Source organism: Parvularcula lutaonensis (assembly GCF_014651915.1).
Taxonomy (GTDB): domain Bacteria; phylum Pseudomonadota; class Alphaproteobacteria; order Caulobacterales; family Parvularculaceae; genus Parvularcula; species Parvularcula lutaonensis.
In genome coordinates this window covers 1,061,124-1,085,937 of record NZ_BMXU01000001.1, presented here as the reverse complement: position 1 = coordinate 1,085,937, position 24,814 = coordinate 1,061,124, and the positions used below count along the sequence as shown (strand labels likewise).

The 24,814-nt window shown below is 62.5% G+C and carries 26 protein-coding genes; 12 read left to right on the top strand and 14 right to left on the bottom strand.

The genetic code is table 11. The annotated features are described in order from the left end of the window. Nucleotides 1-12 precede the first annotated feature (12 nt). Entirely contained in the window at nt 13-1,179 is a 1,167-nt protein-coding gene (gene mnmA / locus IE053_RS05185; protein WP_189572833.1) for a tRNA 2-thiouridine(34) synthase MnmA, read from the top strand. Here mnmA and IE053_RS05180 read toward each other — a convergent pair. Both IE053_RS05180 and IE053_RS05175 read right to left on the bottom strand, forming a co-directional pair. After that, a complete protein-coding gene (locus IE053_RS05180) occupies nt 1,168-1,458 on the bottom strand; it encodes a hypothetical protein (protein ID WP_189572829.1) in 291 nt (96 codons plus the stop codon). The genes mnmA and IE053_RS05180 overlap by 12 nt on opposite strands. Before the next feature lie 94 nt (nt 1,459-1,552). Continuing rightward, nucleotides 1,553-1,867 (bottom strand): hypothetical protein, encoded by a 315-nt coding sequence (locus IE053_RS05175; RefSeq protein ID WP_189572825.1) that lies wholly within the window; start codon nt 1,865-1,867, stop codon nt 1,553-1,555. A 193-nt stretch (nt 1,868-2,060) separates the two neighbouring features. On the opposite strand from IE053_RS05175, the gene sucC reads away from it, so the two are divergent. Next, complete coding sequence (gene sucC / locus IE053_RS05170) at nt 2,061-3,254, top strand: ADP-forming succinate--CoA ligase subunit beta (RefSeq protein ID WP_189574768.1); 1,194 nt, start codon at nt 2,061-2,063, stop codon at nt 3,252-3,254. A gap of 73 nt (nt 3,255-3,327) precedes the next feature. Here sucC and IE053_RS05165 read toward each other — a convergent pair whose 3' ends face one another. Next, nucleotides 3,328-3,522 (bottom strand): CsbD family protein, encoded by a 195-nt coding sequence (locus IE053_RS05165; RefSeq protein ID WP_189572824.1) that lies wholly within the window; start codon nt 3,520-3,522, stop codon nt 3,328-3,330. Between the two features lie 270 nt (nt 3,523-3,792). On the opposite strand from IE053_RS05165, the gene sucD reads away from it, so the two are divergent. The 3 genes from sucD (at nt 3,793) to odhB (ending at nt 9,392) form a co-directional block, all read left to right on the top strand. Beyond that, nucleotides 3,793-4,704 carry a succinate--CoA ligase subunit alpha gene (gene sucD, locus IE053_RS05160; protein ID WP_189572821.1) on the top strand — a complete coding sequence of 304 codons (912 nt, stop codon included), beginning with the start codon at nt 3,793-3,795 and terminating at the stop codon, nt 4,702-4,704. Nucleotides 4,705-4,854: 150 nt separating this feature from the next. Continuing rightward, a complete protein-coding gene (locus tag IE053_RS05155) occupies nt 4,855-7,827 on the top strand; it encodes a 2-oxoglutarate dehydrogenase E1 component (protein WP_189572818.1) in 2,973 nt (990 codons plus the stop codon). A gap of 5 nt (nt 7,828-7,832) precedes the next feature. Continuing rightward, on the top strand, nt 7,833-9,392 hold the full coding sequence (gene odhB / locus IE053_RS05150; RefSeq protein WP_189572815.1) for a 2-oxoglutarate dehydrogenase complex dihydrolipoyllysine-residue succinyltransferase: 1,560 nt from the start codon (nt 7,833-7,835) through the stop codon (nt 9,390-9,392). 72 nt (nt 9,393-9,464) lie between these two features. Here the strand turns inward: odhB and IE053_RS05145 are convergent, their stop codons facing one another. Next, entirely contained in the window at nt 9,465-11,021 is a 1,557-nt protein-coding gene (locus tag IE053_RS05145; protein ID WP_189572812.1) for a PRC-barrel domain-containing protein, read from the bottom strand. Between the two features lie 170 nt (nt 11,022-11,191). Between IE053_RS05145 and IE053_RS05140 the strand changes: the two genes are divergently transcribed. The 3 genes from IE053_RS05140 (at nt 11,192) to IE053_RS05130 (ending at nt 13,262) form a co-directional block, all read left to right on the top strand. Beyond that, entirely contained in the window at nt 11,192-11,797 is a 606-nt protein-coding gene (locus tag IE053_RS05140; protein ID WP_189572809.1) for a hypothetical protein, read from the top strand. 96 nt (nt 11,798-11,893) lie between these two features. Then, nucleotides 11,894-12,592 carry a CoA transferase subunit A gene (locus IE053_RS05135; RefSeq protein ID WP_189572805.1) on the top strand — a complete coding sequence of 233 codons (699 nt, stop codon included), beginning with the start codon at nt 11,894-11,896 and terminating at the stop codon, nt 12,590-12,592. A gap of 34 nt (nt 12,593-12,626) precedes the next feature. After that, nucleotides 12,627-13,262 carry a CoA transferase subunit B gene (locus IE053_RS05130; protein ID WP_189572802.1) on the top strand — a complete coding sequence of 212 codons (636 nt, stop codon included), beginning with the start codon at nt 12,627-12,629 and terminating at the stop codon, nt 13,260-13,262. Here the strand turns inward: IE053_RS05130 and IE053_RS05125 are convergent, their stop codons facing one another. Genes IE053_RS05125 through IE053_RS05110 form a run of 4 tightly spaced genes read right to left on the bottom strand, consistent with a single transcriptional unit; the run spans nt 13,263 to nt 17,065 of the window. Continuing rightward, nucleotides 13,263-14,900: a Sir2 family NAD-dependent protein deacetylase gene (locus IE053_RS05125; protein ID WP_189572799.1), complete on the bottom strand. Its 1,638-nt coding sequence runs from the start codon at nt 14,898-14,900 to the stop codon at nt 13,263-13,265. After that, the gene (locus tag IE053_RS05120) at nt 14,897-15,790 is read right to left on the bottom strand and encodes a patatin-like phospholipase family protein (RefSeq protein ID WP_189572796.1); all 894 of its coding nucleotides are present in this window, start codon (nt 15,788-15,790) and stop codon (nt 14,897-14,899) included. The genes IE053_RS05125 and IE053_RS05120 overlap by 4 nt, the downstream gene beginning before the upstream one ends. A gap of 44 nt (nt 15,791-15,834) precedes the next feature. Beyond that, nucleotides 15,835-16,488 (bottom strand): NrsF family protein, encoded by a 654-nt coding sequence (locus IE053_RS05115; protein WP_189572793.1) that lies wholly within the window; start codon nt 16,486-16,488, stop codon nt 15,835-15,837. Continuing rightward, nucleotides 16,481-17,065: a sigma-70 family RNA polymerase sigma factor gene (locus tag IE053_RS05110; RefSeq protein WP_229786066.1), complete on the bottom strand. Its 585-nt coding sequence runs from the start codon at nt 17,063-17,065 to the stop codon at nt 16,481-16,483. Before IE053_RS05110 ends, IE053_RS05115 begins: the two co-directional genes overlap by 8 nt. 119 nt (nt 17,066-17,184) lie before the next feature. Here IE053_RS05110 and IE053_RS05105 point away from each other — a divergent pair, with 119 nt between their 5' ends. After that, nucleotides 17,185-17,694, top strand: coding sequence for a pyridoxamine 5'-phosphate oxidase family protein (locus tag IE053_RS05105; RefSeq protein ID WP_229786065.1), 510 nt, complete (start codon nt 17,185-17,187; stop codon nt 17,692-17,694). A gap of 61 nt (nt 17,695-17,755) precedes the next feature. Here the strand turns inward: IE053_RS05105 and yihA are convergent, their stop codons facing one another. Next, nucleotides 17,756-18,379: a ribosome biogenesis GTP-binding protein YihA/YsxC gene (yihA, locus tag IE053_RS05100; RefSeq protein ID WP_189572790.1), complete on the bottom strand. Its 624-nt coding sequence runs from the start codon at nt 18,377-18,379 to the stop codon at nt 17,756-17,758. A 47-nt stretch (nt 18,380-18,426) separates the two neighbouring features. On the opposite strand from yihA, the gene IE053_RS05095 reads away from it, so the two are divergent. Next, nucleotides 18,427-19,209 (top strand): thioesterase family protein, encoded by a 783-nt coding sequence (locus tag IE053_RS05095; protein WP_189572787.1) that lies wholly within the window; start codon nt 18,427-18,429, stop codon nt 19,207-19,209. Between the two features lie 98 nt (nt 19,210-19,307). Here IE053_RS05095 and IE053_RS05090 read toward each other — a convergent pair whose 3' ends face one another. From IE053_RS05090 to IE053_RS14565, 5 genes are read right to left on the bottom strand one after another with little or no spacing between them, the layout of a single operon-like run. After that, nucleotides 19,308-19,673 (bottom strand): 6-pyruvoyl trahydropterin synthase family protein, encoded by a 366-nt coding sequence (locus IE053_RS05090; protein WP_189572784.1) that lies wholly within the window; start codon nt 19,671-19,673, stop codon nt 19,308-19,310. Further along, nucleotides 19,674-20,057, bottom strand: a complete 384-nt coding sequence (locus IE053_RS05085; protein ID WP_189572780.1) for a dihydroneopterin aldolase — start codon at nt 20,055-20,057, stop codon at nt 19,674-19,676. Between the two features lie 5 nt (nt 20,058-20,062). Continuing rightward, nucleotides 20,063-20,800, bottom strand: coding sequence for an SDR family oxidoreductase (locus IE053_RS05080; RefSeq protein WP_189572776.1), 738 nt, complete (start codon nt 20,798-20,800; stop codon nt 20,063-20,065). Beyond that, on the bottom strand, nt 20,800-21,753 hold the full coding sequence (locus IE053_RS05075) for a calcium/sodium antiporter (protein ID WP_189572773.1): 954 nt from the start codon (nt 21,751-21,753) through the stop codon (nt 20,800-20,802). Before IE053_RS05075 ends, IE053_RS05080 begins: the two co-directional genes overlap by 1 nt. 10 nt (nt 21,754-21,763) lie before the next feature. Next, entirely contained in the window at nt 21,764-21,895 is a 132-nt protein-coding gene (locus IE053_RS14565) for a hypothetical protein (RefSeq protein WP_268249044.1), read from the bottom strand. A gap of 179 nt (nt 21,896-22,074) precedes the next feature. Between IE053_RS14565 and IE053_RS05070 the strand changes: the two genes are divergently transcribed. Together IE053_RS05070 and IE053_RS05065 are read left to right on the top strand one after the other, a co-directional pair. Further along, on the top strand, nt 22,075-22,851 hold the full coding sequence (locus tag IE053_RS05070; protein WP_189572755.1) for an enoyl-CoA hydratase: 777 nt from the start codon (nt 22,075-22,077) through the stop codon (nt 22,849-22,851). A gap of 45 nt (nt 22,852-22,896) precedes the next feature. After that, nucleotides 22,897-24,792 carry a cation:proton antiporter gene (locus IE053_RS05065; RefSeq protein ID WP_189572752.1) on the top strand — a complete coding sequence of 632 codons (1,896 nt, stop codon included), beginning with the start codon at nt 22,897-22,899 and terminating at the stop codon, nt 24,790-24,792. Nucleotides 24,793-24,814 lie beyond the last annotated feature (22 nt).

Here is a 24,814-nt window from a genome sequence, read left to right as displayed (position 1 = left end):
TATCTGGCCGCCATGACCATGCTCACCCTCAGCGAAGTGGCCGATCGCCTTGATCTCGGTGTGCCGAAAGGCAGCCGGGTGGTGGTGGCGATGTCCGGCGGTGTCGACAGCTCGGTGACCGCCGCTCTCGTCAAGGCAGCGGGCTATGACGCCGTGGGCATCACGCTGCAGCTCTACGATCATGGCGTGGCGGTCCAGAAGAAGGGGGCCTGCTGTGCCGGGCAGGACATCGCCGATGCGCGGGCCGTGGCCGAGCAGATCGGCATCCCGCACTACGTGCTCGATTACGAAGACCGCTTCTCCGAGAGCGTGATGGAAGACTTCGCGGACACCTACCTGGCCGGCGCGACGCCGATCCCGTGTGTTCGTTGCAACCAGACCGTGAAGTTCAAGGACCTCCTGACCACCGCGCGGGAACTGGGCGCTGAGGCGATGGCGACAGGCCATTACATCAGCCGCGTCGAAGGCCCGAACGGAGCGGAGCTGCACCGGGCCGAGGATGCAGGCAAGGACCAGAGCTATTTCCTGTTCGCGACGACCCGCGAGCAGCTCGACTTCCTGCGCTTTCCCCTGGGCGGTTTTCCGAAGGCGCAGACCCGTGCGCTCGCCGAGGAAATGGGGCTCGAGGTCGCCGACAAGCCGGACAGCCAGGACATCTGCTTCGTGCCAGAGGGCAAGTACACCTCGGTGGTCGAGCGCCTGCGCCCCGGTGCGGCAGAGCCCGGAGAGATCGTCACCGAAGACGGCGACGTGCTGGGTCGCCATGCAGGCGTGATTCATTACACTGTGGGCCAGAGGCGCGGGCTGGGTGTCGGCGGTCTCGAGGAGCCTCTTTACGTCGTCCGCCTAGATGCGGAGAAGAAACAGGTCGTTGTCGGCCCGCAGGCGTCGCTCCTGACTTCCCGTGTCCGCCTCAAGGAGGTGAACTGGATTGGCGACGGCACGGAAGTGCCGACGGGCAAGCCGGTGCGCGTGAAACTCCGGTCGACCCGACAGCCAGGGCCGGCGACCCTGGGCCGGGACGACCAGGGCGTTTTCGTCGATCTCGGTGAGCCCGAGGCGGGCGTCGCGCCGGGTCAGGCTTGTGTCTTCTATGAGCCTGAATCGAGTCGGGTGCTCGGCGGCGGATGGATCGAACGCACCATTGCAGCGCGCGATGCGCTTCGGTCAGCGAGCTGAGCTTCCGTTCTTGATCTCAAGCCCGGGCGGAGCCTGCGGAATGTCCGTGACTTCGACTTTTGGGTCGAGGTTTCGCGTGGCGAGTGCCCTGTTGGATGCCTCGTTCAGGATGTCAGCATGCGAAGCGTGACCGGGCAGCTGGTGCTGGCTGCGGGCTGGCTGCAGCGTTCCGGCCCCGCCAAGTCCCGTGCCGACAACCGATTGCGCCATGTCAAAGCTGGCCTTGAACCAAGTTTGGGTCAGCTCGATGCTTTTGATCCACAGGCTGAACGGGTTCATTGCGTGCTTCCTTCGACGGTTGTCCGGGAAACACCTCGCGGCCCAGAAGTGCCGGGGAAATGCGGATCGCGCGCGCAGACGTGATCCCGCCGGCTCAAACGCCGAAATTCGCGGGGGCGTCGCAGTCGGGGTCGATGTCGTTGAAGGTCGGAATGTCGCAGGAGCCTTGGTGGCCGTCCTGGTAACGAGCCAACGCTTCGCGCCCTCGGGCGTTGAATTCCGGCGCAACCTCGGGTCCGGTCAGGTGCGAGCCCGCAGGCCCCCCGTCCTCTGTCCCCGAATGTTCCGCATCGCCGGGCAAGGTGAATGGCAGCTTCAAGACGTTGCAGGCGAGGGTGAAAAGCTGCGCGTAGGTATCGAGCGTTGTTTCTGTCAGGCTCGAGACGGCATCTCTTTCATTTTCAGGCATTTTCAATTCCCTCCTACCCCTGTCCAATCCCATCAGGAACACGCGATGGGTGCAAGAGTGATTGCGTCACAACCGGCCTCAAGAACCCGTCATTTCGCCGCGAGACAGCCGTTGATGCCTCGCCTGACCACTGCCATAAGCGCCGCGAATGCGAGCGGCCTTGATCGAGGCCAAGGAAAGAGACGGACGCGCGATGAACATCCATGAGTACCAGGCGAAAGAACTCCTGAAGTCCTACGGCGCACCGGTGGCGAACGGCGTCATCGTTCTGAATGCTGACGAAGCCGAAGCGAAGGCGAAGGAGCTGCCCGGACCGCTCTGGGTCGTCAAGGCGCAGATCCATGCAGGCGGCCGCGGCAAGGGCCACTTCAAAGAGCCAGAAGCCGGAGAGGGCGGCGGCGTGCGCCTGGCAAGGTCCGCCGAGGAAGCTGCCGAGCAGGCACGGGCGATGCTCGGCAAGACGCTCGTGACGGTCCAGACCGGCGAAGAAGGCAAGCAGGTCGGTCGCGTCTACATCGAAGAGGGCGCCGACATCGAGAAGGAACTCTACCTCTCGGTCCTCGTCGATCGCGCCTTGGGCAAGGTGGCCTTCATCGCTTCGACCGAAGGCGGCATGGACATCGAAGCCGTCGCCGAGGAGACCCCCGAGAAAATCGTCACCGTGCCGGTCGAGCCCTCCCAGGGCGTCACTGACGAGGTCGCCGAGAAGATCGTCCAGGGCCTGAAGCTCGAAGGCACCGCTGCCGAGGAAGGCAAGAAGCTCGTCCGCGCGCTGTACAAAGCTTTCACCGAGAAGGACATGGCGATGCTGGAGATCAACCCGCTGATCGTCATGCCCGACAATCACATCCGTGTCCTCGATGCAAAGGTCAGCTTCGATCCGAACGCGCTCTTCCGGCACCCGGACATCCTCGAACTGCGCGACCTGTCAGAGGAGGACCCGCTCGAGATCAGGGCGTCCGAGCACGATCTTTCCTACGTGAAACTCGATGGCAATATCGGCTGCATGGTCAACGGTGCCGGCCTTGCCATGGCGACGATGGACATCATCAAGCACTATGGCGCGGAACCTGCGAACTTCCTCGATGTCGGCGGCGGCGCGACCAAGGAGAAGGTGACCGAGGCCTTCAAGATCATCACCTCCGACCCCGGTGTCGAAGGCATTCTCGTCAACATCTTCGGAGGGATCATGAAATGCGACGTCATCGCTGAGGGCGTCCTCGCCGCGGTGAAGGAAGTCGGTCTCTCCGTCCCGCTCGTCGTTCGCCTCGAAGGCACGAATGTCGAGAAGGGCAAGGAGATCATCAACAACTCCGATCTCGACGTAATCAGTGCTGACGATCTCGAAGATGCGGCGCAAAAGATCGTGAAAGCGGTGAAGGGCTGAGGCCCTTCATCTGGCGAGAATCGAGAAGGGCCGGAAGCATCCGCTTCCGGCCCTTTTGTCTTTACACCGGCTGTCAGTGCTTGGAGCCTGAGAACGCTTCCTTGATGTTGCCCCAGGCTTTCTTCAGGGCACCTTGCGATTGCTCGCGCTTGCCCTGGCGTTTCAGGTCATCATCGCCGGTCGCTTCGCCGATGCCTTCCTTGATCTGGCCCTTCAGCTTGTCGCCGGCGCCTTCGGCCTTGGTCTCGGTTGCGGATTGATGTGCCATAGCTAGCCTCCAAATTAGCTTGCTACCTGACCAACACGCTGGTTCGGGTCCTGTTCCGCTCCCGGCGGATGACAAGGCCGATCGGGCTGAGCACGGTGCGCCATAGGATTGTCCCTGCAGCCCGTCGAGAGCGCTGCCGTCGGGTCCACTCAAGGGATCGGGATAGTTCCAGATCCGAATTCGTCTGTTGCTTGTCTTTTGCCCTGTTGCCCAACGGCCCGGCGTTCCTTATCGAGCGAGCAAATTCCCTCGAAGGAGCAAACCGCACCGATGGCCATTCTCGTCGACAAGAACACGAAAGTCCTCTGCCAGGGCCTGACCGGCAAGACCGCGACCTTCCACACCGAGCAGGCGATCGCCTACGGCACGAAAATGGTCGGCGGCGTGGTGCCGGGCAAAGGCGGCCAGACCTGGGTCGGCAGCGGTGTGGCCGAAGGCGCGACACTCCCCGTCTATGACAAGGTGGCCGAGGCCATGGCCGAAACCGGCGCCAATGCCTCGGTGATCTACGTGCCACCGAAATTCGCCGCTGCGTCGATGATCGAGGCGATCGAGGCGGAGATGCCGCTGGTGGTCACGATCACGGAAGGCATCCCGGTCCTCGACATGGTGCGGGTGAAGGACGCGCTCAATGGCTCGAAGACCCGGCTTATCGGCCCGAACTGCCCCGGAGTCATCACCCCTGACGAGTGCAAGATCGGTATCATGCCGGGCCACATCCACCGCCGCGGCTCGGTCGGCATCGTCTCGCGTTCGGGCACGCTGACCTATGAGGCGGTGCACCAGACCACGAATGCGGGCCTTGGCCAGTCGACCTGCGTTGGCATCGGCGGCGACCCGGTCAAGGGCATGGATTTCATCGATGTCCTTGAGCTGTTCCTGAACGACGACGAGACCAAGTCGATCATCATGATCGGTGAAATTGGCGGCTCCGCCGAGGCGGATGCTGCGCGCTTCCTTGCAGGGCACAAGATCAAGAAGCCGACCGTTGGCTTCATCGCCGGTATCACCGCGCCTCCGGGCCGCCGCATGGGCCATGCCGGCGCCATTGTGTCAGGCGGCGAGGATACAGCCGAATCGAAGATCGCGGCCATGAAGGAAGCGGGTATCCGCGTTGCGCCAACGCCAGCCAGCCTTGGCACGACGCTGGTCGAACTGCTCAAGGAACAGGGGCAACTGTAACGCAATATTGGGACGCGGCAGCCTAGGTCGCAGGCTGTTGCGTCTCGACACTTGCCCTCTATGTAGGGCGTGGGCTCCGGGCCCATTCTGTATGATTGACTTTCTGCGGTGGCCGGCACCGCCGCAGTCGACCGAAGGTACGGCCAAAAAATGGCTCACGACGGAAGCCCAGGCTCCGACTTTGATGACCGGAAGGCTGCAGACGACATCTCGTTCCTGTCCGGTGCAAACGCTGTCTATCTCGAGCAGCAATATGCGCGGTATGCGGAAGATCCGAACAGCGTCGACCCCGCCCTGCGCGCCTATTTCGATGCATTTGGCGACGGTAAGGATATTGCCAAGCAGAATGCCCAGAGTCCCAGCTGGCGCCGCAACGACTGGCCCAGACGGCCTGGTGACGATCTGACAGCCGCCCTTAGCGGTGACTGGGCAGGTGTCGCCGACAAGCTGGCCAAGAAGATTGCAGAGAAACAGCCCGCAGGTGTTTCGACTGCTGACGTGCAGGCCGCTGTCCGGGACAGCGTCCGGGCGCTGATGCTGATCCGCGCTTACCGTGTGCGGGGCCATTTCATCGCCAATCTCGATCCGATCGGGCTCCGCGAGGTCGAGGTGCATCCCGAACTCGATCCTGCGAGCTATGGTTTCACCGAAAAGGATTATGATCGCGAGATCTTCCTCGACAACGTGCTCGGCCTCGAAACCGGCAGCCTGCGGACGATCCTCGAGATCCTGCGCCGGACCTATTGCGGCACCTTCGCCATTGAGTTCATGCACATCACCGACCCGGACCAGAAGCAATGGCTTCAGAGCCGGATTGAGGGCATGGACAAGGAGATCAAGTTCACCCCCGAGGGCAAGAAGGCGATCCTCAGCAAGCTGATCCAGGCGGAAGGCTTCGAGAACTACCTCCATGTGAAATATCAGGGCACGAAGCGTTTTGGTATCGACGGCGGCGAGTCGATGGTTCCTGCGCTCGAGCAGATCATCAAGCGCGGCGGCGCGCTCGGTGTCGAGGAGATTGATCTCGGAATGCCGCACCGCGGCCGGCTCAACGTCCTCGCTGCAGTGATGGGCAAGCCCTACCACCAGATTTTTCACGAGTTCCAGGGAGGTGCCGCCATTCCTTCCTCCGTGGGCGGATCGGGTGACGTGAAATATCACCTCGGCGCGTCCTCTGACCGTGAGTTCGACGGCAACAAAGTCCACCTGTCGCTCGCGGCCAACCCTTCGCACCTTGAAGCCGTGGACCCGGTCGTTCTCGGCAAGTGCCGCGCGAAGCAGGACATGACCAAGCCGAGCGAGAGGATCAAGGTCGCGCGGACCCACGTGCTTCCGCTCCTCCTGCATGGTGATGCGGCCTTCGCCGGGCAGGGCGTCGTTGCGGAATGCTTCGGCTTTACCCAGCTCAAGGGTTACCGCACCGGCGGGACGATCCATTTCATCGTCAACAACCAGATCGGTTTTACCACGAGTCCGCGCTTCTCGCGAAGCTCTCCGTATCCGTCAGATGTCGCCAAGATGGTCGAGGCGCCGATCTTCCACGTCAACGGTGATGATCCGGAGGCGGTTGTTTTCGCCGCCAAGGTTGCGACCGAGTTCCGCATGGAGTTCGGCCACGACGTGGTCATCGATATGTGGTGCTATCGCCGCTACGGCCACAATGAGGGTGACGAGCCTGCATTCACCCAGCCGCTGATGTACGCGAAGATCCGCAACCGGCGGACGACCCGTGAGCTCTACGCCGACCGCCTCGTGCAGGAAGGGCTGGTCACGGAACAGGAGGTCGAGAAAGAGATTTCGGACTTCCGCGCCTTCCTTGAAAGCGAGTTCGAGAAGGGCAAGGCGTATGAACCGACGAAGGCCGACTGGCTCGATGCACGCTGGAAGGGCTTCCGGCCGCCACAGGATGACGAGCGCAAGGGCGACACGGCTGTCGACGTCGAGAAGCTCAGGGGCATTGGCGAAAAGCTGACCTACGTTCCCGAGGGCTTCACCATCCACAAGACCCTTGGCCGGATCCTGAACGCCAAGAAGAAGACCCTCGAGACCGGCAAGAACATCGACTGGGCGACCGCTGAAGCACTGGCGTTCGGTAGCCTGCTCACCGAGGGCTACCGTGTCCGCCTTTCGGGACAGGACTCCGTACGCGGAACATTCTCCCAGCGCCATGCAAGCTTTGTCGATCAGAAGACGGAAAAACGCTGGACGCCTCTTCGTCACCTTTCGGACGACCAGGCGGAGTTCGAGGTCATCGATTCCAACCTTTCCGAGTTCGCGGTGCAGGGCTTTGAGTACGGCTACTCACTGGCCGACCCGACAACGCTAGTCCTGTGGGAGGCGCAGTTCGGCGACTTCGCCAATGGCGCACAGATCATCTTTGACCAGTTCATCTCCTCGGCCGAACGCAAATGGCTGCGGATGTCCGGCCTGACGCTTCTCCTGCCGCACGGCTACGAAGGTCAGGGTCCGGAGCACTCTTCCGCTCGTCTCGAGCGCTACCTGCAGGCCTGTGCACAGGACAACATCCAGGTCGCGAACTGCACGACGCCTGCGAACTATTTCCATATTCTCCGCCGTCAGATGAAGCGCGACTTCCGCAAGCCGCTCGTGCTGATGACGCCAAAGTCGTTGCTGCGGCACAAGAAAGCGGTCTCGACCTACGAGGAGATGGGCCCCGGTTCGACCTTCCACCGCCTTCTCTGGGATGATGCGGAGTATAATCCGGGTTCGACGCTCACGCTGAAACCGGACAACGAGATCAAGCGCGTCGTGCTCTGTTCGGGCAAGGTCTATTACGACCTGCTCGAGGATCGCGAGAGGCGCGGCGCCGACGACATCTACCTTCTCCGTGTGGAACAGTTCTATCCGCTTCCCGCAGGCTCGCTCATCAAGGAGCTGCGCCGCTTCAAGGATGCAGAGATGGTCTGGTGCCAGGAAGAGCCGAAGAACATGGGGGCGTGGTTCTTCATGGATCCGAACCTTGAATGGGTGCTCGAGCAGATTGATGCCAAGCACCGCCGCGCCCGCTACGCAGGTCGTCCCGCCGCCGCTTCGCCGGCCACCGGCCACGCCCAGCAACACAAGAACGAACTCGAGGCCCTCCTCGAAGAAGCCCTAGGTTAAGCATCATGGTAGAGATCCGCGTCCCCACCCTCGGAGAAAGCGTCACCGAGGCCACCATTGGCCGATGGCTGAAAAAGGAAGGCGACCAGGTCGCCGCCGACGAGCCTGTGGTTGAACTCGAGACTGACAAGGTCTCCGTGGAGGTGCCCGCACCTGCCGCGGGTGTGCTGAGCAAGATCGCCGCCAAGGAAGGCGACACGGTCGAGCTAGGCGCTCTGCTTGGCGAAATCGGCGAGAGCTCTGGCGCTGCGGTGAACGGCAATGCTGCAGGCGACGAAGGCGGCGGTGTGCAGCCTACGGACGAACAACTGACGACCGCCGCAGCTTCTCCGGGCGAAGGCACCATCAAGGAGAGCGCGACGGCTGAGGGCGAAGAGGTCGAAATCCTCGCGCCGTCCTCCGGCGAGAGCGTGACGGAAGCCGATGTCGGCGAATGGCTTGTCAAGGTCGGCGACTACGTGAAAATCGACGAGCCGGTCGTCACCCTCGAGACGGACAAGGCGGCGGTCGATGTGCCCGCCCCTGTGTCGGGCGTCCTCAAGGAGATTGTCGCGAAGGAAGGCGAGACGGTTTCCGTCGGCGCAGTTCTCGGCATCATCACGTCCGGGGAAGCTGCTGCCGGCAGCACTGCCAAGGAAACCAAGCCTCAGGCTGCCGCGAGCCAGGTCCAGCAGACGAATACGGAACTTTCGCCCGCACCGCGCCGCATCGTCGAGCAGAACCGTCTCGACCCGTCGAACATCGAAGGCACGGGCCGCGGCGGGCGCATCACCAAGGGGGATGCCCTCAAAGCCCTCGAGAAGGCGGGTGCCGCTTCGTCGGAACCGGCCAAGGCCAAGGCACCGGTCGCTCCGCGTGAGCTGGGAGAGCGCGAAGAGCGCGTGAAGATGTCCCGCCTGCGCCAGACCATCGCCCGCCGCCTGAAGGAAAGCCAGGAAACGGCAGCGCAGCTGACCACCTTCAACGACGTGGACATGACAGCCGTCATGCAGGCGCGCTCCAAATATAAGGACCTCTTCGAGAAGAAGCACGGCGTGAAGCTCGGCTTCATGAGTTTCTTCGTGAAAGCGGCTATCCAGGCTCTCAAGGAAGTGCCCGAGGTCAATGCCGAGATCGACGGGACCGATATCATCTACAAGAACCACTACGATATCGGTATTGCGGTGGGTACGGACAAAGGGCTCGTTGTTCCTGTCGTGCGTGATGCCGACGAGAAGAACCTGGCGCAGATCGAGAAGGAGATCGGAGACTTCGGTCGCCGGGCCCGTGACGGCCAGCTCAAGCTCGAAGAAATGCAGGGCGGCACGTTCACCATCACCAATGGCGGTGTCTACGGCTCGCTGATGTCGACGCCGATCCTGAACATGCCGCAGTCGGGTATTCTCGGGATGCACCGTATCGAGAAGCGTCCGGTGGTCATCAATGACGAAATCAAGATCCGCCCGATGATGTACCTCGCGCTGACTTACGACCACCGGATCGTGGACGGCAAAGGCGCCGTGACGTTCCTGGTGCGGATCAAGGAGAACCTCGAGGATCCGCAACGCCTGCTGCTGGACCTCTAAGGCCCGCCGCAAACGGAGACGAAAAAGGCCGGGGCGAACCCCGGCCTTTCTTTTTTGAACCGATGATCGGTTTTAGCGGTTTGGACGACCGTCGGTCGCTTCTTCAACGCCTTCTTTGAAATCGTCGCCTGCGTCCTCGACTGCATCAGCAGCTTCGTTCGTGGTTTCCTCGGCTTCCTCTTCGGCGGCCTCGGCGGCTTCCTTGGTTTCGTTCCAGGTCTCTTCGGCTTCGGCTTCCACCTCATTGCCGGTCTCTTCGAGTTCCTGCTTGGCGTTTCCAGCGGCTTCGTCTGCCTCTTCGGCGGCCTCACGGCCCTCCGAACGCAGGGCACGGGTGGCCTTCTTGGCTTTTTCCGCTGTGTTCTCGGCGGCATTCTCGATGGCCGTTCCCACCCGGCGGAGCGGGTTGTCCTCGATATCGACGATCAGGACCGGGAGCGCTGCGAGTTCGGCAGGGGTCAGGTTGACCGTATAGCCTGCATCGTCATCAGCACTGCCTTCGCTGACCGAGATGCGGTCGTAGTCGAGGGCAAATCGCTGGCCGTCACGCTCGATGATCAGAGAACGGACGAGGCCACTTGGGCTGATGATCACGTCTTGGACCTCGACCTCCTCATCGACGCCAGGAATGCGTAGCTCGGCGCCCTTGAGTTCGGTGAGCAGCGTCATTCCGTTCTCACCGATGGCGAACTCATCCCGCGACCACGGCGCAAGCGCTTTGATCGTGTCCTTGTCCGCGTTCATGATGATGTCGAGTTCGTCCTCGTCGTCGTCCTCCTCAGGCCGGAATGTCAGCTTGTCGAAGGTCGACACATAGGTCTTCTCGCCAAGGCCGAGCACGCCGCCGGCCTTCAGGACAACCTCGGTTACCCGGCCGTCCTTGTCGATAATGAGGTCATCAAGTTCTGCGATATCGTCATCGCCTTCGATGCTGTCGATGTCCTCGCCCAGCAAGCGGTTGGCGTTGATCGCATCGGGGCGCAGGCGGACGGAGGTGGTCGTGATGAAGACATCGTCGGAGCGCATCTCCGCTTGCTCTGTCATCATCTTCCGATGCTTGTCCTGCATGGCCGCGCTCATCATCGGCGACTCGGCCTCGGGCTTGGCCTGCTTTTCGTAGGTTTCGTCCTCTTTGACCTCTGCGTTGGTTGCGACTTTCTCCGGCTCGGCGTTGTTCTCGTCACTATCGACGTCGCTGCTTGCGGTGCGGGTTTCGTCGGAGGTCTTTGCGAGGATCGCGTTGATTGCGGCCTGCTGGCGACGTTGGGTTTCATTCAACTCATTGTCATCGCCATCGTCCGTTTCATTCTGGGACGGACGGTCAGGCGTGGTCGAAGCATCAGCGACGACCTGTTTCCGTTCATCATCACCTGTTTCGACGATAACCTTACCGTCGCCGGCCTCGGTCGTGGCGTCGAGAACGATCTTGTTCAGGGTCTCGGCATCCTCGACGCGATCCAACGCATCCTGGTCGAGATCAGTCGGCGTGATCGGCTGCTCCGCCGAGTCCTCAACGTACTTCTCGACGTCTTTTGCCTCCGTCTCCTGCGTGTCCTGGCCAAGATGGGCAAAGGCCGTCGTGGTCAACAGGAGAGTGGAGATTGCGGTGGTGGAAAGCAGAAACTTCATAAGTCGGCCCTCAGATTGGCTACACCTTTCCCAACACGGGACAGATCGAACTGTCCCCAGTGCACGCAGGCGTGAACACTCCTGCCGATCAGCAGCGAACTTCGGCAGGATTGTTGCGTTTTCTGAATGGTAGTTGTGACTTTGAAGGGTCTTCGTGGTACGGTGAAACCATGGGTTGGTGGAAGTGTCTGACGCTCGCATCAGTGGTGATGGCGGTCTCCGGGTGTCATACCCGGCCCCATGATGCCGATGATGGCGTCACGGGGGGGATTACCGAGGGCGTGCTCGCCCCGCTGGCGGACCTCAATGTCCGTCGCGAGGAAATCCCGCCGATCCTGCGCGACCTGAACGTCTACGAGAAACCGGTTCCGACGAGCTGCGCCGGGATCGAGATCGAGATTCTCGACCTGGAAGCCTATGTCGGCTCGGATATTGATGCACTCGATATCGAAGAGACGACATCCCTGCGTGGGCAGGTTTCCGACCTCGCCGACGACCAGGCCTACAAGCTCGTCAGTGACCTGACGACCGACCTCATTCCCTTCCGCTCCGTGGTTCGCCGCGCGACCGGGGCGAATGCCCATGACCGGGCAATCAGAGAAGCCTATCGCAATGGCCGCCTGCGCCGCAGCTACTTGAAGGGTGTCGGCTTCGCCATGGGCTGCGACAGCCCTGCGGCGCCGCGTTTCCCCGGTCAGCTCGCGGCCCAGCGCGAGGCGGCGGAAGCCGTCGAGGCAACCACCTTCCGGATCATGGAAGTCCCGCCGGCCTGGTAGGACCATTTCGCTCAATCACATGATGGAACCCGCCCTTGCGGAATCCCGTGGGCTCGGCAACACGTGGCCGAAACGAGCTTTCACGGGAGAAACGCGATGGCCAACAAGGTGTTCTCCAGCGCGAGGGAAGCGCTGGACGGTCTGACTTTCGACGGCATGACAGTGATGGCCGGGGGCTTCGGCCTCTGCGGGATCCCCGAGCAGCTCATCATCGCGCTGCGCGATTCGGGCGTGAAGGACATCACGGTCATTTCGAACAATGCCGGCGTCGATGACTGGGGGCTCGGTCTTCTTCTGCAGACCCGGCAGATCAAGAAGATGGTCAGCTCTTACGTGGGCGAGAACAAGACTTTCGAAAAGCAATATCTTGCAGGCGAGCTGGAGCTTGAATTCAACCCGCAAGGCACCCTGGCCGAGCGCATCCGTGCTGGTGGCGCGGGCATCCCGGCCTTCTTCACCAAGACAGGCGTCGGTACGCTGATTGCCGAGGGCAAGGAGGAGCGCGAATTCGACGGGGAGCGCTACATCATGGAGACGGGCCTGAAGGCCGACCTCTCGATCGTCCGTGCATGGAAGGGCGACAGGGAGGGCAACCTCGTCTATCGAAAAACCGCGCGCAACTTCAACCCGATGATGGCAACGGCTGGCAAGGTCTGCGTTGCCGAGGTGGAGGAGCTGGTCGAAACAGGTGATCTGGACCCGGATCATATCCATACGCCGGGGATCTATGTCGACCGGATCATCCAGGCCGATCAGGAGAAGCGGATCGAGCAGCGGACCGTGCGTGCCGCCTGAGCTCTCCGTCAGCAGATAATGAAAGGAGCATCACATGCCCTGGACCCGTGAACAGATGGCCGAGAAGGCCGCGACTGAACTCAAAGACGGCTTCTATGTGAACCTCGGCATCGGCATTCCGACGCTGGTGGCGAACTACATTCCTGAAGGGATGGAGGTGACGCTGCAGTCGGAGAACGGCATGCTCGGCATGGGGCCTTTCCCGACCGAGGACGAGGTCGATGCCGACCTCATCAATGCCGGCAAGCAGACGATCACCGAGCTCGACAAGACAAGTTATTTCAGCTCCGCCGACAGCTTCGCGATGATCCGTGGGGGTCATATCGACCTCTCCATCCTCGGTGCGATGGAAGTGTCCCAGGCTGGCGACCTCGCCAACTGGATGATTCCGGGCAAGATGGTCAAGGGCATGGGCGGCGCGATGGACCTCGTCGCCGGGGTGAAGCGCGTGGTCGTTCTGATGGATCACGTCTCCAAGTCGGGCGATCCGAAGCTGCTGCCCGAATGCACCCTGCCGCTGACCGGCGTGCAGGTCGTGGACCGGGTGATTTCGAGCCATGCGGTCTTCGACGTCGACAAGGATTCGAAGCGGCTGAAGCTCGTGGAGATGGCGCCGGGTGTCGATCTCGATCTTCTGCGCCAGACGACCAAGGCCGCATTCGACGCCTGATTATCCGAGCACGGTCTTCACCCAGGCGGGCACGATCTCACTCGCCTTGCCGTAGTGGTTCTCCGTGAAGAGCGCAGCATTGTCCGAAGGTTCGAGATTGAGCTCGATCCGGGGAATGCCGCGCTCCCGCGCGAAGGCGACGAGGCCCGCAGCAGGATAGACGCTGCCCGACGTCCCGATCGCGGCAAAGAGATCAGCATCCATCATCGCGTCCTCGACCTCGTCGAAATGGCGGGGGATCTCTCCAAACCAGACGATATAGGGTCGCATGGCCGTGGTCCCGCAGGCGGGGCAGGGCGTCTCTGTCGAGAGGTCGTCCTTCCACACGGTCACATGTCCGCAGGCCGAGCATTCCGCCTTGTCGAGCGATCCGTGAATCGGGAGGACCCGCTTCGACCCTGCGCGCTGGTGCAGGTTGTCGACGTTCTGGGTCACGAGGGTGAAACTGCCGCCTGCCTTGACCAGCTCGGCCTCCAGTTCGGCCAGCGCGAAATGCGCCGGGTTCGGATCGACAGTCGGGAGTTGTGCGCGCCTTGCGTTGTAGAAGGCATGAACCCGCGCGGGATCCTCGGCGAAGCCCTCTGGCGTTGCGACTTTCATCGGGTCGTTCTTCACCCACGCGCCGTCGGGATCGCGGAAGGTATCGACCCCAGAGTCGGCAGAGATGCCTGCGCCTGTCAGGACGACGATGTTCATCGGATGGACCATCATGCAAACGTAGCGCCCTAGGTGTCTGGACGCCACTTGCGGTCGCCGCCAGTCGAGTTCGCCCTTGCGCCACATCTCGAGGAACGCCTCGCCATCCTCCTCGCCAAGGTCCCATGCCTCCTGGATTTCCTTGGACTCGGTGAGGTCGATCTTGCCCGTGGGGATCGTGCGCGAAGGCATGATGAAGTAGCGGCCCTTGCGGTGGGGCAGGAAGCTGAAATAGCTCGCCAGCAGGCAAAGCGTGTTGCCTGTCTCCTCGCTCGGCATGGGCGCATCGGAGATCGAACCGCCGTCCATCACCGGGCGTCCGTCCCAATGTTCGAACTGGAAGATCGGTGGGATGCGCGCCGCGGTGAGGATCAGCTCCGGCAGCCTGCCTTCTGCCGCAGCCTCACGGGCGCAGGCACGGTATTCTTTGAGCCCGAGCTTTTTGGTCCAGTGTTTGTCCGTGGAATCCTTCCACGCACGCTCGATCAGATAGGTGACGAGCCCGGCAGCGGCCGACAGACCGTCGGGCATGCGCGCGTTAAGCTCGGTCAGGACCACCTCGATCGGGGGACCGTTCTTGATTTTTTCTAAGGCTTCATCGTCGAACACCTTCTCCATGACGCGGCGGTATTGTTCCTCATGCGGAAGGAAGCCGAGATAGCTCGTGGGCCAGTGGAAGTTGCGCGCGTGGCGGAAGCTGATCTTCGTGAGGCGCAAGAGGTCGGGACCAAGCCGGGCGACAAAGCCAGCCCCGACCATGGCACCGCCCGAGACCGTCGAAATGCGCGACGGTTCCAGCCCGATCTCGTCGCGGACCCGGTGGAGGAAACCCGCCTGCCAGAAGCAGCGGGTGCCGCCGCCCGACAGGACGAGCTGGTCGAACCTGAGCGGCTGGCCAGCATCCGGGGCGTGGGCGGAGCTTTTTGCAAGCGTCGTGCTCATGAGGGTGTGTAGACCTTTTGCCAGTCCATGGGTCCCATCCTCCATGCCTCGAGAAAGGCCAAGCCGTCCTTCTGCCCGAGATCCCAGGCGTCGCGGACCTCCGTGGGATCGGTGAAGTCGATCTTGTCGGTGGGGACTGTCTGGGAAGGCATGACGAAGATACGGCCTTCCTTGTGCGGAACATGCCTGAAGTCGGAGGCAAGAAGGATAAGGCTGTTGCCTTTGTCTTCGCTGGGAAAGGGAGCGTCGCTGATCGAACCGCCGTCGATCACGTGCTGGCCGTTCCAGCTATCGACGTCGAACACGGGCGGGATACGGGCGGCGGTGGTGACAAGATCCACGAGGCGACCGTCGCGCGCGGCCTTTCTCGCGCTGACGCGGACTTCCTCGATCCCGGCCAGCTTGGTCAGTGTCTTGGTCGTCGAGCCCCTGGCAAGGCGGTCCACCAGATAGAGGCCGAAAGTGGCGGCGATCGAAAGCTCGTCCCATAGTTTCTCCGGCAGGCCAGTCAGGACGATCTCGATCTCCGGGCCTTCCGCCACCGAGCGGATGGCCGGCTCGTCGAAAACCGCCTCGACTATCTCTCGGTACGCCTCTTCGTGAGGGGTGGGGCCGCCTTCTTCGCTCGACGGATCGAGGTTGGAGGTCTCGCGCTCGAAGACTTCGAGGGTTTTCTCGAGAATGCGCTCGCCAATATGGGCGACGTGGCCGCAGGCGGTCAGGGCGCCGCCGCTGACCGCGGAGATGCGCTCAATGCTGCCAAGACCGATCTCATTTCCGACCGCGTGCAGAAAGCCGCCCTGCCAGTAGCAGCGCGTGCCGCCACCGGAAAGGACAAGCTGCTGAAACTTCGTGCACCCGACCGTCATGGGACCATGAACAGCGCTCAAGGCGCGGCGGTTCGCTCAGGGCGTTGCCTTGCTCAGCGGCCAGGTCACCAACGCGCAAGGCGCGGCAGGAGAACTGCCGCGACCAGTGTCGTGATGGCGATGGCGCCGCCATACCAGGCTGCAAGGTACCCGATATTGGTGAAGGGGCATTGCAGGGCGTAGATGAAGGTGCCCCAAGCGCCGGATGCAATACCGATGAACAGGGCCGTCATCCTTGGCTGGGTCGGTGCCGCGCCGCGCATGAAAACGGTCAGCGCAATGAACATCGGGATGGCGAAGCTGATCGAGCTGATGAGGCACTGGATACCATTGGCCGGGCGAAGGACATTGAGCGCACCGCCACCGAAATTCCGGTCGAGTGTCAGGACACCGAACCCGACAAGGGCGCCGGCCATGGCAATGGCGAGGTTCTTCTGCCGCGGCGCGGTGGGATCGAAGCTCCTGAAAGCGAGCAGCGCGAAACCGAGGGCGAAGCCTGCAAACATCACAGCCTTCGCGGCAGAGCCCCAGAAATCATGCGTGAAAACCGCAACGGCATTGGTGCCCATCAGGGCTATCGTGCCCGCGAGCTGCAGGAACAGGATGCCGCCTAGCACGAGCGCTTCGCGGCGCGGGTTGCGGCGCGCCACCGGAGCCATGCTCTCGGTCAGGCCGTCGATCAGCGACTGGGTGCTGCTTGAGGTTTGATGCTCACGCATGGGATTCTTCCAGCTTCTTCATCATCCGCTTCATGCCGCGGTGAATTCTGACCTTGACCGAGGACAGGGACTGACCGGTCATCTGGGCGATCTCGTCGAGGGCGTACCCGTCGATCTTCGCAAGCCTGATGGCTTGGGCCTGGTTCTCCGGAATGTGGGCGAGGAGGCGTTCGAGGACGATCCTCGACATCACGGCGCTTTCATGGCCCCCGACCGAGGCCTGGTCCTCGAGTTCGACTTCTTCGGCGCGATAGTGCTGGCGCAGCCGGTCGAGCCACTTGTAGCGCGCGATGGCCACGAACCACGGCGCGAACGGCTTGTCCGGGTCGTAGGTGTGGCGCTTGCGGTGAAGAGCCATCAGGGCCTCCTGCGCGATGTCTTCGACCGACTCCGGCGCGACGCGGCGAGCGAGGAAGACCCGCAGCCATGCGTCGCAGGCTTTGAGGACCTGGTTATAGGCCCGCTTGTCGCCAGCCTGGGCCTCGGCCATCAACCGGCCGAGACCGGAAAGGTCGGTGACAGGACGCGACGATGCGGTCTTCCCGTCGATCACTCTCAGTTGCGGCGTGCCGGTCATGCCGGTGCTCCCCGTGTCTCTGGGCCCTTGTTCTCGATGACCCAGCGACAGGTTACACTGCCGCAGCCCGGAACCGCCTCCGCCGCCTCCCTGTTCGGGGGGCAAACGATTTGGAGGACATGATGGTTGACCTGAACGAGACCAAGAACCACCCCGACAAGCAGTTCTTCGAACAGCTCGATGACGTGCCCGCGGGCATGCTCTACCTCGAGGGCTCGTCGCTCCACGCCCAGCCAATGGCTGCGACTCGCGAAGAGGGAACGAACACCCTCTGGATCTTCGCCAAGAGCGACAGCGATCTCGTCTCCGAAATCCGGAGCGGCCACAACACCGCCCATTTCTGCGTCGTCGGCAAGAACCATGACTTCCATGCCTGCGCCACGGGTCACATCCGCGAGAACACAGTGCGAGAGAAGGTCGAGCAGCTCTGGAACCCCGTTGTCGCGGCTTGGTACGAGAGCGGAAAGGACGACCCGACGCTGGTGCTGCTGCAGTTCGACCTCGAGACCGCAACGGTCTGGGGCTCGACCGATAGCTCGGTGAAGTTCGGCTGGGAGATCGCCAAGGCGAATTTGATTGACGAGAAGACGCCGGATGTGGGCGCGCGTCAGTCGGTGAAGTTCCGCTGATCCTGTTTCGAAAAAACAGAGAAGGCCGCCCGCTGGGCGGCCTTTTTCGTTGCCGGGAGCCTCAGCCGTTCCAGTTCCGCAGGGCCTCGAGCATCTCTCCCCGGACCTCCTTGATGCCGATGCCTTTCTCCGAGGACGTGGCGAGGACCCGTGGGTGGGCGGCAGGGCGTTTGGCAAGCTGCTCGGTCACTTCATTGATGCGAAACGCCGCCTTGGTCTCCTTGATCTTGTCGAGCTTCGTCAGGACGATCTGGTAGCTGACCGCCGCCTCGTCGAGGAGGGCCATGCCTTCCTCATCCACCGGCTTTATGCCATGGCGGCTATCGATCAGCACGAAGACGCGCAAGAGGTTCGGACGGCCGCGCAGGTAGTCGAAGATGAGCTGCGTCCACGCATCGACCTTGGACCGCGAGGCGCGGGCGTAGCCATAGCCCGGCAGGTCGACCAGCCTGAACTCTCCGCCAATGTCAAAGAAGTTGACCTCCTGCGTGCGGCCGGGGGTGTTGGAAGTGCGCGCGAGGCCCTTGCGGTTCATCAGCGCGTTGAGAAGCGACGACTTGCCGACATTGGACCGTCCGGCGAAGGCGAATTCGCCGAGGTCAGCCGGCGGCAGGCCCGCCATGTTGACGGCGCCGAGCATAAAGGTCGCTTCGCCGGAGAAGATCTTGCCGCTAGGAGCACTCATGGCTGCGGGCTTTGGCACCGTGCGGGCGAAGGCGAAAGGGTAGCGTGATGATTTTCTCCGATCTCCTGAAAGGCAAAGCGGCCGAGGGTGACCTCATGGTCGAGATCCCGGAGAGCTGGGCGCAGGGCCGGACCGCTTACGGCGGACTGACCGCCGCGATCGGTTTGGTGGCAGCACGGCGGGGCACCTCGGACCTGCCGCCGCTTCGCTCCGTGCAGGTTGCTTTCATCGGGCCTGCCGCTGGCTCGGTGACCGCGACGAGCCGGGTCCTCCGGCAGGGCAAGTCGACGACTTTCGTCGAGTTCGACGTGACGGCGGAGAAGGGCATCGCAAGCCGGGGGTCGCTGGTCTACGGCTCGGGCAGGGAGAGTGCGGTGTCCCTGACCGACATGCCCATGCCCGAAGTTCCGGGTCCTGAGGGTCTTGAGCGGATGGAGATAACGCCTTTCCATCCCAAGTTCCTGAGCAATTTCGAGATCGCTCCGGCGGCTGGCGGCTTGCCGTTCATGGGGACGAACGAGCATCACATGACGTGGTGGGCGCGCCACCGCGACGAGGCCGCACGGGGCACGGAGGAAGGGCTGGTCGCGATCGGGGACCTGACCCCACCGGCGGCAGCACCGCTGATGAAGACCTTTGCGCCGGTGAGTTCCGTGAACTGGCACATCGACATCCTGTCCGAAGACCTGTCGTCGCAGGACGGCTGGTACCTCATCCACAGCCATGCCAATTCGGCAGGGGACGGATGGTCCGCGCAGGACATGGGCGTCTGGGCGCGGGACGGGCGGCCGCTGGCGGCGGCACGGCAGACGATCGTGGTCTTCAGCTAAGTTCCCCCATTAGTCCGGGAGGCTCGTAGAGCGGGCAGGGAAGCCGTACGAAGCGCCGTGTGAGTCTTGGGCTACGTTGAGCGGCCTCGGGTTAGCAGCTACGCTTCGTAGCGGACCTGTTCGCCGAGCGACGGGCGGTTGACCTCGACGGCTGCGAGCTTTTCGAGTGACGCGCTTGCTTTGTCGAAGATAAACTTCGCGATGTTTTCGAGCGTCGGGACCTCCAGCCCTTCGATGTCGTTGAGGTAGCGGTGGTCGAGGAGGTCGTGGATCTCCTCCGCCGTCTTCCGCACACGGCCGAAATCGGTGAGCCAGCCCTTCGGGCCAAGCTCCTTGCCGCGCAGGATCAGGAACACCTCGAAGCTGTGGCCATGGACATGGGCATAGGGGTGGTCCTTGGTGTCGACATTGACGCCAAGCTGGTGGGCGGCTTCGAAGTGGAAGCGGTAACGCTGTTCGAACATCTAAAGCAGCGCCTCCCGGTCGATAGAGGCCATGCGGCAGCCGACGGCTTGCGCATCGTCGTAGACAGCGAGTTTGCGGGTCTCGACCACGACGCCGTGGACATTGCCGTGTGTCCGGAGCGTCTTGATGATGGCCTCGCAGAGTGATTCTTGCAGGCCGAAATGCTCGCCCTCGGTCACGTCGAGCACGGTCTGGCGGAGGTGGTCATAGTCAACGACATCCTCGATGCCGTCGCCCTTGCCGACGCGGGTGACGATCGCGCCGACCTGGAAACTGACCGCCTGCGGACGAGTTTCGTGCTCGAGCACACCGAGCTTCACGTGGGCCCGGAGGTCTTCGAGGAAGACGGCATAGTAGCCTTCGGCTAGGTTGGGCAGGCGCATGGTCTTTAGTCCGCGAAGGCGACGTCCCGCGCCGCCGCTTTGAGGTGCTCGCCATTATCGGCGATGATGACTTGCCCGGTGATCGATGTGTTCTGCATGCAGAAGAGCACCGTGTCCGCCACCTGCTCAGGTTGCAGGCGTTTGTGCAACACGTTGACCGTGGGGGCGAGGCGTTCGAATGTCTTCTCGTCCTGGCCGGGCGAGGGGAGGTTGTAGCCGGGCGCGACGCCAACGACCCGGACCTTGGGCGCGAAGGCCTGGGCCATGGTGATGGTGGCGCCGTGCAGGGCCTGTTTCGAGACGGTGTAACTGAAATGGTCCGGGTTCAGGTTGAAAAGCTTCTGGTCGAGCATGTTGACCACGACCCCGCCGTCTTCGGCCTGGTGGGCAAACGCCTGGGCCAGCATGATCGGCGCCATGGCGTTGATCCGGAAGTTCTCAAGAAGGCTGTCCTCGGTCGCGTCGCGGGCCTCGTCGAAGGGGAAGATCGATGCTGAATTGACGAGCGCGTCGATGCGGCAGCCCGCGGCTTGGCGAGCCTTCTCGATGACCGCGTGGCCTGCACCGTCGAGGGCGAGATCATGGCCGATCGCAACGCCGCCTGTCTCCTTGGCGACCTCTTCGGCTTCGTCAGCGGAGGTGTTGTAGTGGACGACCGGGCGCCAGCCGACCTTGGCGCAGGTCAGCGCGATCACGCGGCCGAGCCTCTTGCCGCCGCCAGTCACGAGCACCGTTCGAGTCATCAGACAGAGCCAGTTCCCAGGAACACGATGTAGGCAACGTAGACCGTGAGGCTGAAGATTCCGAGCATCCGGCCGAACTTCCGACGCGTGAAGATCAGGACCGCCACAAGCGCCGTCGCGAGGATCATCATGGGCAGGTCGTACGTCACGGCTTCATCGCTGAACCGGCTGGTCCCAGCGAAGCCTGCCGCTGCCCCGACAAACAGCATGTTGAAGATGTTGGAGCCGATAATCGTGCCGGCGGACACGCTGGCCTCCCGCCGGATCGCGGCGGCGAGGACGGTGGCGAGCTCCGGCAGCGACGTGCCGAAGGCAACGACTGTCAGGCCGATGATCTCGTCGCGCACGCCCAGCATCTTTGCCAGATGCTCACCATGGTTTACCAGGAGCGTCGCACCGATCGGAAGGCCCACGAGCCCGATGATGGTGAGGGCGAGGGTCTTTCCAAGATGAGGCCTCGCCTCGACCAGCCCTTCGGCCTCGAGAGCGATGTCCGCCTCTCCCGTCCGGGCCTCATAGGCCATCAGGGCGAAATAAAGGACCATGCCGCCAGCAAAGACGAGCGCCTCGGTCAGGGCGATCTCCCGGTTCCAGTAGACCATCCCGCAAAAAACGGCTGTCGCGAGGATCAGCGCCAAGGCATGACGACGCAGCCGCGGCACCGCCATCGAGATCGGAGTCAGGATTGCAGGCAGGCCGAGCACGAGCATCACATTGGCGATATTCGAGCCGACGATGTTGCCCATCGCGATCCCTGCCGCGCCGCCCAGAACGGCGTTTACCGTGACCACGAGCTCGGGCGCCGACGTGCCGAAGGCAACCACCGTCAGGCCGATGACGAGCGGTGGCACGTTGGCGAGCTTGGCAAGGCTGGCTGCCCCGCGCACGAGGCTCTCACCCGCGGCCAGCAGGATGACCAGCCCGAGGAGCAGGAAAAGGATCGCTTCGATCATGGAGCTAAGATCAGTCCCAACGGCCTTTCTCGAGGACGTTCAGCGCAAAGAAGGCTGCAAAAAAGAGAATGATCGCCTGCAGGGACGGCGCAGCAAAAATGCTGAAGAAGTTGCCGGACGACGCGGCGAGGATCGAAAACATGCGGATCTCCGAACGAGGAAATGATCTTGAGCAGCGCAGATAGCGACGCTCACGCCTCCCGTCACCCCCGAAGATGCGGACAAAGCGTCCGCCCACGGCTGTTGCGGGACAGTAATGAGAGGTCTATTGGGGCCTCTTGTCCCGCTCCCGTGGACGGCAGAAAGACGAGCGAATTTCCTATGGCTTACAACTGCCTAGAGACCGAAACCGACGATCGTGTCCAGATCATCCGCCTGTCACGGCCCGAAGCGCTCAATGCGTTCAATAACGAACTCATGAACGAGCTGACCGACGCGCTGAAGGCTGCCGATGCGGATCCGAAGATCAGCTGCATCATCATCACCGGCTCCGAGAAAGCGTTCGCCGCAGGTGCGGACATCAAGGAAATGGCCGACAAGACGGCCACCGAGGCCTATCTCGAAGACTTCATCACCTCGAACTGGGAACAGGTCACCCGTACCCGCAAGCCGGTCATCGCGGCGGTTGCGGGCTATGCCCTGGGTGGCGGTTGCGAGCTGGCGATGATGTGCGACTTCATCATCGCGGCGGACAATGCCAAGTTTGGCCAGCCGGAAATCACCATCGGCGCCATCCCGGGTGCAGGCGGCACCCAGCGCCTGGCCAGGTTCATCGGCAAGTCAAAGGCCATGGACATGTGCCTGACCGGCCGGATGATGGGGGCCGAGGAAGCCGAACGCTGCGGCCTCGTCTCCCGCGTCGTGCCGAAGGCCGAGCTGATGGATACGGCCATCGAGGTCGCGAAGAAGATCGCGGGCTACTCGCGCCCTGTCTCCATGATGGTCAAGGAAGCCGTGAACCGCGCCTTCGAAACGACCCTGGCCGAAGGTGTCCTTTTCGAGCGTCGCCTTTTCTACTCGGTCTTCGCCACCGAGGACCAGAAAGAAGGCATGAAGGCGTTCATCGAAAAGAGAGAGCCGAACTTCAAGGACGCCTGACTGTTGAGAGGCCAGTCCACGCTCGCGGGCTAACCTGGAGAGGCCATGGATATCGTCTTCGCGGTCACGCTGATCGGCTTCGCCGGGATCGGCGCCCAATGGTTGGCCTGGCGGCTGAACCTTCCTGCCATCGTGCTGATGGCGATCGCGGGGATCATTCTTGGTCCCGTGATGGGGGTTTTGAAACCCGAGGAAATCCTCGGCGATGTCTACAGTCCACTGATCTCCATCGCGGTCGGTATCATCCTGTTCGAAGGTGGCCTGCAGCTCCGGTTCGATGAGCTGCGCGAGGTCGGCAAGGGCGTGCGCCGCCTCGTGGTGCCTGGGGTCTTCCTCGCCTGGATCTTCGGCTATCTCGCCGCCCACAAGATCGCGGGGCTCAGTGCGCCCACGGCGCTTCTCTTCTCGGGCATCATGGTGGTCACCGGACCGACGGTCATCATGCCGCTGCTGCGTCAGGCCAAACTTTCAAGCCGGCCTGCAACGCTCCTTCGGTGGGAGGGCATCGTCAACGATCCGATCGGCGCGCTGCTCGCTGTTTTTGTCTTCGAGGTGCTGCACCTCACCGATCCGGCAGCAGGCGGGCTTTCGCCTTTCCAAGTCACGGGCAGCCTCCTTCTCGGATCAGTCCTGTCGACGGTTCTTGGCATTGTCCTGGGCCTGTTCATCGCCCGCAGTTTCCGCAATGGCTGGGTGCCGGAATTCCTGAAGACACCGGTGCTGCTGTCGACGGTTCTGGTCTGTTTCGCGCTAGCCAATGCGCTGCAGGAAGAGGGCGGGCTGCTAGCGGTGACCGCGATGGGTGTCACCATCGCCAATGCCAAGCTGCCAAGCATCAACCAGCTTCGTCAGTTCAAGGAGAACATCGCGGTGATGTTCGTCTCCGGCGTTTTCGTCATGCTGACGGCCAACCTGACGCCGGAAATCCTGTTCAGCCTCACCTGGTCCGATGCGCTGTACGTCATTGCCATGCTGTTCATCGTCCGCCCGGCTTCCGTGATCCTGTCCCTCATCGGCACCCCGATCACGTGGAAGGAGCGGTTGCTGATTGGCTGGATTGCGCCGCGGGGTATCGTCGCCGTCGCCGTCTCCGGGCTCTTCGCGGCCAAAATGGTGGAGCTTGGCTACATGGACGGCCAGAAGATGGTCCCGCTGGCTTTCGCCATGGTCTTCGCCACAGTGGTGGCACACGGCTTTACCATCGGGCCCTTGGCGAAGCGGATGGGCCTGGCCCATACGGGCCGGCCCGGCGTCCTGATCGTTGGCGGCTCGGCCTGGTCCGCAGCTTTGGGAGAGAAGCTCAGAGAACTGGACGTTCCCGTCCTGATCGCCGATTCGAGCTACCGCGCCTTGCGGCCGGCGCGGAACAGGGGGCTCGACACATTCTATGGCGAGATCCTGTCCGAGGTCTCCGATCATCACATCGAGTTCGGGCGCTACAACACGTTGCTCGCCGTCGGTCCGAACGAAAGCCACAATGCCCTGGTCTGCACTGACCTTGCCCATGAAATGGACCGTTCACGGACGTTCCAGCTATCTTCTCCGAAAGGCGTCGGCGAGCACCGGCGTGCGGTGTCCTATGCCCTGCAGGGGCGGCCGCTTCTGTCGAAACCGCTTAGCCTCGATGAGCTGATGCAGCGCCATTACAACGGCTGGGGCTTCCAGTTGACGCGGATCTCCGACAGTTACGGCCCGGAGGAGTTCCTCGAAGCCATCGGCGAGGAAAGTGTCATCGTCATGATCGAGCGCGACGGTCAACTGCAGTTCGTGAGCTCCGACCGGCCTTTCCAGTTGAAGCCGGGAGACCGGGTCCTCGCTTATGTGCCCCCTTCTGTCCTGAACCGGACGAAAGGGGACGAAACGCCCAAGGAGGAAAAGCCGGACGCGATCGAGAAAGCCAAGGAAGAGGCACTGGATAAGGTCGGCGAGTCTTTGGATTAACCACCGGTTAAGCTTGACGCAC

Coding starts and splice junctions, on each gene's coding strand:
- IE053_RS14565 (WP_268249044.1), bottom strand. CDS start 21,895: ATGTTTTCGATCCTCGCCGCGTCGTCCGGCAACTTCTTCAGCATTTTT.
- sucD (WP_189572821.1), top strand. CDS start 3,793: ATGGCCATTCTCGTCGACAAGAACACGAAAGTCCTCTGCCAGGGCCTG.
- odhB (WP_189572815.1), top strand. CDS start 7,833: ATGGTAGAGATCCGCGTCCCCACCCTCGGAGAAAGCGTCACCGAGGCC.
- IE053_RS05075 (WP_189572773.1), bottom strand. CDS start 21,753: ATGATCGAAGCGATCCTTTTCCTGCTCCTCGGGCTGGTCATCCTGCTG.
- IE053_RS05130 (WP_189572802.1), top strand. CDS start 12,627: ATGCCCTGGACCCGTGAACAGATGGCCGAGAAGGCCGCGACTGAACTC.
- IE053_RS05085 (WP_189572780.1), bottom strand. CDS start 20,057: ATGCGCCTGCCCAACCTAGCCGAAGGCTACTATGCCGTCTTCCTCGAA.
- IE053_RS05080 (WP_189572776.1), bottom strand. CDS start 20,800: ATGACTCGAACGGTGCTCGTGACTGGCGGCGGCAAGAGGCTCGGCCGC.
- IE053_RS05155 (WP_189572818.1), top strand. CDS start 4,855: ATGGCTCACGACGGAAGCCCAGGCTCCGACTTTGATGACCGGAAGGCT.
- IE053_RS05180 (WP_189572829.1), bottom strand. CDS start 1,458: ATGAACCCGTTCAGCCTGTGGATCAAAAGCATCGAGCTGACCCAAACT.
- IE053_RS05165 (WP_189572824.1), bottom strand. CDS start 3,522: ATGGCACATCAATCCGCAACCGAGACCAAGGCCGAAGGCGCCGGCGAC.
- IE053_RS05095 (WP_189572787.1), top strand. CDS start 18,427: ATGATTTTCTCCGATCTCCTGAAAGGCAAAGCGGCCGAGGGTGACCTC.
- mnmA (WP_189572833.1), top strand. CDS start 13: ATGACCATGCTCACCCTCAGCGAAGTGGCCGATCGCCTTGATCTCGGT.
- IE053_RS05115 (WP_189572793.1), bottom strand. CDS start 16,488: ATGCGTGAGCATCAAACCTCAAGCAGCACCCAGTCGCTGATCGACGGC.
- IE053_RS05140 (WP_189572809.1), top strand. CDS start 11,192: ATGGGTTGGTGGAAGTGTCTGACGCTCGCATCAGTGGTGATGGCGGTC.
- IE053_RS05135 (WP_189572805.1), top strand. CDS start 11,894: ATGGCCAACAAGGTGTTCTCCAGCGCGAGGGAAGCGCTGGACGGTCTG.
- IE053_RS05090 (WP_189572784.1), bottom strand. CDS start 19,673: ATGTTCGAACAGCGTTACCGCTTCCACTTCGAAGCCGCCCACCAGCTT.
- IE053_RS05105 (WP_229786065.1), top strand. CDS start 17,185: ATGATGGTTGACCTGAACGAGACCAAGAACCACCCCGACAAGCAGTTC.
- sucC (WP_189574768.1), top strand. CDS start 2,061: ATGAACATCCATGAGTACCAGGCGAAAGAACTCCTGAAGTCCTACGGC.
- IE053_RS05065 (WP_189572752.1), top strand. CDS start 22,897: ATGGATATCGTCTTCGCGGTCACGCTGATCGGCTTCGCCGGGATCGGC.
- IE053_RS05070 (WP_189572755.1), top strand. CDS start 22,075: ATGGCTTACAACTGCCTAGAGACCGAAACCGACGATCGTGTCCAGATC.
- IE053_RS05110 (WP_229786066.1), bottom strand. CDS start 17,065: ATGACCGGCACGCCGCAACTGAGAGTGATCGACGGGAAGACCGCATCG.
- IE053_RS05145 (WP_189572812.1), bottom strand. CDS start 11,021: ATGAAGTTTCTGCTTTCCACCACCGCAATCTCCACTCTCCTGTTGACC.
- IE053_RS05175 (WP_189572825.1), bottom strand. CDS start 1,867: ATGCCTGAAAATGAAAGAGATGCCGTCTCGAGCCTGACAGAAACAACG.
- IE053_RS05125 (WP_189572799.1), bottom strand. CDS start 14,900: ATGAGCACGACGCTTGCAAAAAGCTCCGCCCACGCCCCGGATGCTGGC.
- yihA (WP_189572790.1), bottom strand. CDS start 18,379: ATGAGTGCTCCTAGCGGCAAGATCTTCTCCGGCGAAGCGACCTTTATG.